Genomic DNA, 7900 nt, shown 5'->3' on the forward strand with positions numbered 1-7900 from the left:
TTCACGCATAACGCTAAAGCTCACCGGACTATCAACCAGCGAAGTTGACTTAACGGTCCGGTGGCGCGGATTGTAGGTGCTTTGAATAATTTTGGCGACATGCAGTGCCTAGTTACCACGGTTGAATGGGACTTACGTATTTAAATATTGGAGACGAGGCCTGATCGAAGTTGAGTTCTACGAACCTAGATTCATATTCATACGATTCGTAACCAACAACTGCTTCTTTGTGGCGGTAGACGTTGAGACGAATGCCCGTTGTCATTCCCATGCCCTCGGCGACCTCGTATGCATAAGGACCATTGTAAAAAAAGATTGATATTAGACCGGCGTGTGATGCCTCATCAAATTGCCTAGAAATGCCGGCTTTGCGCTGAGTGGATGCGATAATCTCCAACTCGACCTTACCCATAGCGCCAAATCGGTAAGCCATTCTTTCCAAGGGCTCGGCTTCTCTATCTCCGCATAGGGACAGGATTTTTTCTGCATCATTTGTTCCAGCCCGATGCATTCGTGCATTAAGAAATTTGATCTCATGCTCCTTGCAATGCGAGGGAATGTCTTCATTTGCGGCGGCGAGCGAGCTTGCAAAAAAGCTTGCTGCCACTCCAAAAATTAGGGGGAAGAAAAATTTAGTAGGCATAGCGCGATTTGGCTCTGGGCACCTAACGCTTGCCGTAACCGGCACATTTTTTGCGACCACAGGGAGCGAAAAATATGTCCGAGTTGATGGCTTTGTTAAGTTAATTTGCCCCGATCAATGCAACCGACGTCACTTCCTCTCCGTCCGAGCTTGTGATGACTTGAATTTGCACGCCTCCCTTTTGGTAAAGGCCGTCAATATATTGAAAGCCACTAGAGTTCATCTGATTCTCAAAATCACGTTTGGCTATGGTGCAGTTCATGGTTACGATAGTTGGTTTTGGCCCATCCGCCGAGCTGTAAACGAAGATAGGTTTATCCTTGCATTGTTCTGATATTGCGGACAATTCATTAGGCGTGAGTAAGTAATTAATCAAACTGTCTGAGGAATATTCTTGATGCTCAGAAAAGCTCACAATCACCGTATATATAACGACAAAAAATACAACTGCCAGCACCAAGAATACTAATCTTATAATACGAATGCTCATTTCGCTTCCATGAAAAGAATTCCTGGCTTTGCGGGTTGGACTGTGTTCAACTCGGGAGGCAAGATTCCACACATTGGTCCTCCTTGTGCTGGTGGCACTGGATATAAGAACGGGGTTGCTGAATAATTTTTATTGTTTCCAACAGGTCCATATCTGTCCCAAATTTGGAGCGCCAAATCCTTGCTAACAGGTTGGAATATTTGTACATATGGCATACTTGGATTGACAGCCCGATAAAAACCAATCAAGTCCGACACTAAATCTTCGGCGCTATATCCACTATTTGTTACCCAACGGAAAGGCCACCCTGACTGCATAGACTCGAACGCGTTAGATACGTCCAAGAATATTGATAGAGCGACCGATTTCTTGTCGTTTACTTGGATGCCTTTTTTAATATCGTATTTCTTTTGCATGCCCATTTTTATATATTTGTTGCCCATCATCTGTTTGTACGTAATTCTGAAAAACTCCGATTTTCCACTTCCCTCGTCTTTTTCGTTCAGAATCTTATCCCACAGATTCTTGGCTCCATCCGGCCCATCTGGATTGGCGTGGCCTAAATCTACCCATCCACATTTTCTTGTGTAAATTAATCCATATTTTCTGCCAATAGCCTGAGAGCCATCAATAATATCTGACCGTGATGTCATAATTTCTTCCCTCGTTTGATAAAAAGCTTAACGTAGAGCTAAGCCGACCGCTGGAGCGTAGCGGAGACGGGTCGGCTTGAGCGCCGGGTTATGCGTCTTCAAGTTCAATACTCATACGATAAGTTTTTAGCGAGACCTTATCAGTGATTTCAGTTGCTTGAACAAGACTATCATCAATGCTACCAGCGATAATTACACCACTAATATTGCGCTCAGGGAATTGTCGTTTAAGAAGTCCGATATACATTGATATTTGACCAAACACTTTAAAATCTGCCTCACCAGATTTCAGCTCAACCACAAGCAAATTCTTGCTTTGCTCATGTTCTAGCAATACGTCAATTCTTTTGCCGCCAATAGAATATTCCACTCCAATTCCTATGCCTCCATAAATATGATAATCAGGAAACAATTCAGAAATATGGGAACAAAGCGCAGTTTGTAAGTCTTTTTCGTAAGCAAAATTTGTTAATGAATCCGGAATATCCCGTTCGCCATCTCCAATGATAGCTTCCTTTATGTCATGTTCTTCGCCACGCGATTCAACAAAAAAAATCAGAATATCTGCCAATGGCCGCCCTAAAGCGACCGTGTTGTTCGTACCCAAACTCTGAAAATTTGCCTGTTTGATTGTAATCTCGAGCAAGTTCACTAATTTTGTTTTGATCTTTTAACTTATAAATGTCGATTTGCTCACCAGTTTGCGTCGAGTAGTGTTCAGATATTAGATGTATGGCTTTAGGATAGCTATTTGCGGCACCTTTATTGCCACGTTTCAAAAGCCAATCTTTAAACATTGTTTCCATCATTTGAGGAGTATCTCTTTACGCATAATCGGGATAGGAAGAAGCCTCGCGGCTCCTCCCTCCCACACCACCGGGCATACGGATCACGTACACGGCGGTTCGATGATTCATACCTGCCGCTCCGCCAAGGCGGGCAGCCCCATTTGTGCAAATACTTTCGCTGATAATGCTAACGATAACGCCGGGGTTTTCGACAGACGCCATGGGCCGTGCGCACTCTTGCTGGTGTTCCAGGCTTCTCGCACTGTAACGCCGCGTTTGCGCAATTGCCGGTAGCCCGATTTTCCCCATTGTTTCCAGATATAGCAGCGTAGCTTCCGTCGTATCCATTTGTCGATGTCACGCAGAGGGCTCATTACTTCGGCGATGCCAAAGTAAGCTTTCCAACCAAGCAGGGCTTTTCTTAATTCTGCGATAATCTGTTCCAAACGGCGGCCTCTAGTACGGCGGGTCAGTTCGCGAATGCGGTTTTTGAGCTTGTCCATGGCCTGGTCGGCCACTTTCAGCTTACTCCCGTTGCGACTGACGGTGAAGCCCAAAAACTTTCGGTTGTATGGGCGATCCACCGCGCTTTTGAGCGGATTGACTGTGAGCTTCAGTCTGTCACTCAGCCAGCGTGTTACGCTTGCCATGACCCGTTCGCCCGCACGTTGGCTTTTGACGACGATGTTGCAATCGTCAGCATAGCGGGCAAAACGGTGGCCACGCCTGTCCAATTCCCAATCCAATTCATTCAATACAATGTTAGCTAGCAGCGGTGATAACGGCCCACCTTGAGGAACGCCCATTCTGCATGGCTGAAGGGTTTCTCCCATTTGAACGCCTGTCTTGAGGTAACGGTTGATCAGTCGCAGTAACGAGAGGTCATGAACTTGGCTTTTCAGCTTGGCCATGAGCCGATCATGGTTAACGCGATCAAAGAACGCTTGTAAGTCCAGGTCGACCACCCATCGATAGCCTTGGCGTATATCCGATTGCAGCTTGCGCACCGCTTGGTGCGCAGAGCAATTTGGACGAAAACCAAAACTATCCCGATGAAATTGGGATTCCCACTGTAGGCTTAACACTTGGGCGATAGCCTGTTGAATGAATCGATCCAGCACGGTCGGTATCCCTAGCCCTCGACTACTGCCGTCGGGTTTGGGTATGTCCACGCGTCTCACCGGTTGGGGACGATAGCAGCCCGTTTCCAGTTGTTCGCGAATATCCGGCCAATGCTGTTTCAGGTACTGCGGTAATGCATCGACGGTCATGCCGTCGATGCCAGGTGCGCCTTTGTTCCGGCGTACTTGCTTCAGCGCGCGTTGCAGGTTGGTGCGCTCCAATACCGCCTGCAAGCTCGCCTTAGCTTGGATGGAGTCCAACTGACTTTGCGCTCCAATCATGCTTTCATCCTGTGGTTGGCCCACAGCCTGCTCGTGCAGGTGGTCTGATGCGATAGTTTGATTCATTGCAAAGGGTTATCCTCTCTCATCGTTCAGGCCTTCGGCGGTTGCCATCCGCCTACTATGCCCTCTGCTGACTTCTCCAGATGGTTCAATGACCGTTTCCAGCCATTCAGCTTCAACTCCGAAGCAGTTTGGAGACCTCCCGGGGTAAGACACGTTTCTTTCGCTGCGCGAACGCCGGATTTACAAAATACATCCCAATCGTAGATGGAGGGCTTCGCGGTTACGTGCCCGCTCGCCCCGGATGTATCACGCCTCATATCCAGTTCTTGTTCATCGCCCCGCAGTTTTGGGTTCGGCTTCTTCCAGACTTTGCCTCACAACAACGCCCTTGCCGTTTCCCTAGCCTTCGGCTCTACGAAAACCTGGCTGCCGGACTTTCACCGACATAGTAACGTGCCATGCCCGGCACACACGTTCTCAATAAGCCGCGCCGCTGCCACGGCGAGAAATAACTGGCGCGCTTTCCGGCGTCGGCTTCATTGAGTTGTTAGCGCTCATTGCTGAAGCAGCAACTGACCTGTTGTGTCACGGAAGAACTTCATCGCGGCTTCGATGGTCTTTAGTTCATCAAGCCCCACTTCCAAATCCGCTACCTTATGAGGATGGGTTAACCTATCCCTTACGCCAATAGCCTCCCTCAATGCCATCCACCCTTCACCGCCTTTATCCAACACAACATTCATCCTGCGCACGCGTGCGTAGGTGTAAATCGCGTACTCGAAGTTTGGCAGAAGTGAAATTTTCTTTTTCTTGATCTGGATCTGACCGCTTCCACTGATCTGAGGGTCAATTTCATTCAACAAAGCGATGTCCTCCGGTGAAAGAAGCCGCGGCTCATTGAGCTCATCGAACAATAACGCCCCGGCTTTCATTACCTGAATGATACCCTCAACAGCAGAGAAAACAGTGCGAACGTACAGGCGGTGGGATAGCTCATCCCCACGCTGCTGCCATATTCCTGTTACTTCAATCACATCCGCAATGAGGGCACGAAATAGGGAATCTATCTCGCGCGCCTTGCTCCGAAGTTCGTCTTGAGCCATAGCGCTAACGTAATATATATGGCATTAAGTGTCCAATAATCCAAGGCATTTGTCGCATAACTCCAGTTGTTTATGTTTAAGCAATTGATTTGATAACCGTCCCTGTATTCAACGCCCCAAGTCGCAAGGATAAATCCGACATTCAGTCGAAAATCCAAAGTGACTATATCTTCCACGATAACCCGATTTTAGGCAATAAACTCAGGAATGTTCATCGGTTTATATCAGCCTCTCTTTAATTGCTCTGAATTCGGCTCTCTTGAATCGCTTCTGCATAGTCGGCCTGACAGGATGTGACGGGAGCAATGAAGCACATCAATCGCGTCCGGTGCGTCCAGACAGTTCGCATGTTTCAAAAAACCAAATTTCTGACGATACGTTGTGCAATATTTCACATCGTAGATGTGAGTTTGTTCATTGAGGCTTGTACTGAGCGGCCGTACCATAGTAAGCAATTACTGTGATGATCTGTTGAATGAAGTACCAACAAGGACACAGCGACAGCCAAAGGTCGGCAGTCAAATTGATTTTTTATTTATTAAATTATCAATCATTGGAACGGTAGATATACCTTTAACAAACCTGACTAATATCGTAGTTTTGTTGCCGACTGCTAAGAGTATGAAAGACATTTAAAAACTTTATATTACTATTAGGAGTTCACTTACTATGCAACACGCTCACGATTTTTCACTATATGGCAATTTAAAGGCTTTACTTGGCAAACTTGCTCGCAATCCTGCTCCGCATCAGCTCGCCCAATTACGGCAATTGATCGAATACAACGCAGAACGCGCTGCAGATGAACCACAAGCTTTCCTGGACATGCTGTTCCTCAACGCTATCCAGAACCGGTTCACCCCCCGTAACGAGGAGCGCGAGCATATTTATCTGAAACGCTTCGAAATTCCACAAATTGAGCTTTTTGACATCCTTATCAACAAGTTTCCGCTGGTCAGCATGAGCCATGGCATTGTTAACGATGCCATCAAGCATGTCATTGCCGATGGTCCGCATGCGGTACTGATTGATATTGGCATAGGCCGGGGCATTCAAACCGCCAAACTTATCCAGTCCATGTCCGGGAATACCTCCTTGAAAACATTGACAGTGATCGGTGTCGAGCCATTTCATGAGGCTTTGACTCATGCCGGCCAAATGATTGCCAAAGCGGCGGCGAAAGTACCGTTCAAAGTCATCTTTTTCCCGCTGGATTGCTTGGTCGAAAAGCTGATGCCGGAACAATTGTTTTCTGCCTTCCCCAAACAATTTAATAAACTCGCTGTTAATGCTTCACTGATCGCCCATCACATCCCCAGCACAGCCGAGCGCATCGCATTTTTTGATATGATTCGCCAATTGCATCCCGATGCCCTCCTGTTGACCGAACCGGACAGCAACCATATGGAGAGCGACTGGTGCCAGCGGGTAGAGAATGCCTATGCGCATTATGGCAATGTATTCAGCATTATCGATCAACTCGATATCAGCGAATCCGAAAAAAATGGCCTGAAGGCGTTTTTTGCCAGAGAAATCGATGATGTGGTTTCTCACCCCGAAGAGCAGCGCTTTGAACGCCATGAATGCACCTCCCGCTGGCTTGAGTATCTTGCCAAAACCGGCTTTCGCATGGGCAGACAAGTAAGTGTAGATGAAACCTGGAAGGCGAAGGAAATCAGCTGCCGGCAGGACTCCCCTGGTCGTCTTAGTATAGGCCATAAAGGTATCAATATGATGTCCATCCTGCATGCAACCCTTTAGGCTTAGGCACACAAAAAATGGTTCTGTTGCGTTAATGCTCTTGGAGCGTATCTGTTGCCACTGGTGGGCTAGGCTGCCAATAGATAGAATTGTTCCGCGGCAGACAGTTTCATCACGCAGCCATCCTGCATCGGTCCTTTTTTTGATCCTATGCAGCAACTCAATGCCACGCAAGGAGCAGCAAGCTGAGGAAAAGCCATGAACTTGCAAGAGGCTCTAAATCGGCTACAGGCATTGGCAGACCCTGAGAAAGTATTTATAAAAGAAAGCAAGTTCGGCATCAAAGCCCAAAATTCACTAGGCATTTATCATAAAGACTTAAAGGATATAGCCAAGGACATTGGACGCGACAATAATCTTGCCCTCTCGCTGTTTGAGACGGGTATTTATGAAGCGAGAATTCTGTGCAGCAAAATTTATGATCCCGATTGCATTTCCAGAGAGCAAATGGATCAGTGGGTTATGACATTCGAGAACTGGGAAATATGCGATTCATTCTGTATGGGACTTTTCGCCAAAAGCAGGCATGGCTTAGCCAAGGCATTTGAATGGTCGAAAAATGATGATGAGTTTGTTAAAAGGGCTGGTTTCGTCATCATGGCCGCTTACGGCTTTGCAGACAAAAAAGCAGGCAACGAAGTGTTTGAGCAACTCTTTCCCATCATTGAGCGAGAAGCGGATGATGAGCGAATCTATGTCAAAAAGGCAGTGAACTGGGCGCTTCGCAATATTGGCAAGAGAAATGTTGACTTAAACAAAATGGCATTAATCGTGGCAAACCGCATTCTTGCCCATCATAGCAGATCTGCGAAATGGATTGCCGGAAACGCAATTAGAGAACTTCAACGACCGGATGTCCATATTCTGGATTATCCCCGGAGCATTTACAGGCCAATGGCTAACCCGGCATTACAGGCGGCTGTGCGAGATAAAGCCGCGCAGCGCTGATAATCTTCACGTTAGCTGTTTTCACCCTTGAATCAGATGAGCTGTAAAACTGTGATTACCGAGGGAAACTGACGGACTAATTACCGAGGGACTTTGTCGTTGCAG

Annotated in this window: 9 protein-coding genes; 2 read left to right on the forward strand and 7 right to left on the reverse strand. The window is 47.1% G+C overall.

From position 1 onward, the window contains the following. Nucleotides 1–112 precede the first annotated feature (112 nt). From IT781_RS05675 to IT781_RS05705, 7 genes are all read right to left on the reverse strand, one after another. A complete protein-coding gene (locus IT781_RS05675) occupies nt 113–643 on the reverse strand; it encodes a hypothetical protein (protein ID WP_194969165.1) in 531 nt (176 codons plus the stop codon). A gap of 100 nt (nt 644–743) precedes the next feature. Next, the gene (locus tag IT781_RS05680) at nt 744–1133 is read right to left on the reverse strand and encodes a hypothetical protein (protein ID WP_194969166.1); all 390 of its coding nucleotides are present in this window, start codon (nt 1131–1133) and stop codon (nt 744–746) included. After that, on the reverse strand, nt 1130–1786 hold the full coding sequence (locus IT781_RS05685; RefSeq protein WP_194969167.1) for a hypothetical protein: 657 nt from the start codon (nt 1784–1786) through the stop codon (nt 1130–1132). The genes IT781_RS05680 and IT781_RS05685 overlap by 4 nt, the downstream gene beginning before the upstream one ends. 88 nt (nt 1787–1874) lie before the next feature. Beyond that, nucleotides 1875–2357, reverse strand: coding sequence for a PDDEXK nuclease domain-containing protein (locus IT781_RS05690; RefSeq protein ID WP_194969168.1), 483 nt, complete (start codon nt 2355–2357; stop codon nt 1875–1877). Continuing rightward, nucleotides 2329–2595: a hypothetical protein gene (locus tag IT781_RS05695; protein ID WP_194969169.1), complete on the reverse strand. Its 267-nt coding sequence runs from the start codon at nt 2593–2595 to the stop codon at nt 2329–2331. Before IT781_RS05695 ends, IT781_RS05690 begins: the two co-directional genes overlap by 29 nt. A 104-nt stretch (nt 2596–2699) precedes the next feature. Next, nucleotides 2700–4043: a group II intron reverse transcriptase/maturase gene (gene ltrA, locus IT781_RS05700; protein WP_194969170.1), complete on the reverse strand. Its 1344-nt coding sequence runs from the start codon at nt 4041–4043 to the stop codon at nt 2700–2702. A gap of 494 nt (nt 4044–4537) precedes the next feature. Next, the gene (locus IT781_RS05705; RefSeq protein ID WP_194969171.1) at nt 4538–5086 is read right to left on the reverse strand and encodes a hypothetical protein; all 549 of its coding nucleotides are present in this window, start codon (nt 5084–5086) and stop codon (nt 4538–4540) included. A 669-nt stretch (nt 5087–5755) separates the two neighbouring features. Between IT781_RS05705 and IT781_RS05710 the strand changes: the two genes are divergently transcribed. Both IT781_RS05710 and IT781_RS05715 read left to right on the forward strand, forming a co-directional pair. Beyond that, a complete protein-coding gene (locus IT781_RS05710; protein WP_194969172.1) occupies nt 5756–6847 on the forward strand; it encodes a GRAS family protein in 1092 nt (363 codons plus the stop codon). Nucleotides 6848–7045: 198 nt separating this feature from the next. After that, nucleotides 7046–7795 carry a DNA alkylation repair protein gene (locus IT781_RS05715; protein WP_194969173.1) on the forward strand — a complete coding sequence of 250 codons (750 nt, stop codon included), beginning with the start codon at nt 7046–7048 and terminating at the stop codon, nt 7793–7795. Nucleotides 7796–7900 lie beyond the last annotated feature (105 nt).

Origin of the sequence: Methylobacter sp. BlB1 (assembly GCF_015476545.1) — a bacterium.
Classification (GTDB): Bacteria; Pseudomonadota; Gammaproteobacteria; order Methylococcales; family Methylomonadaceae; genus Methylobacter.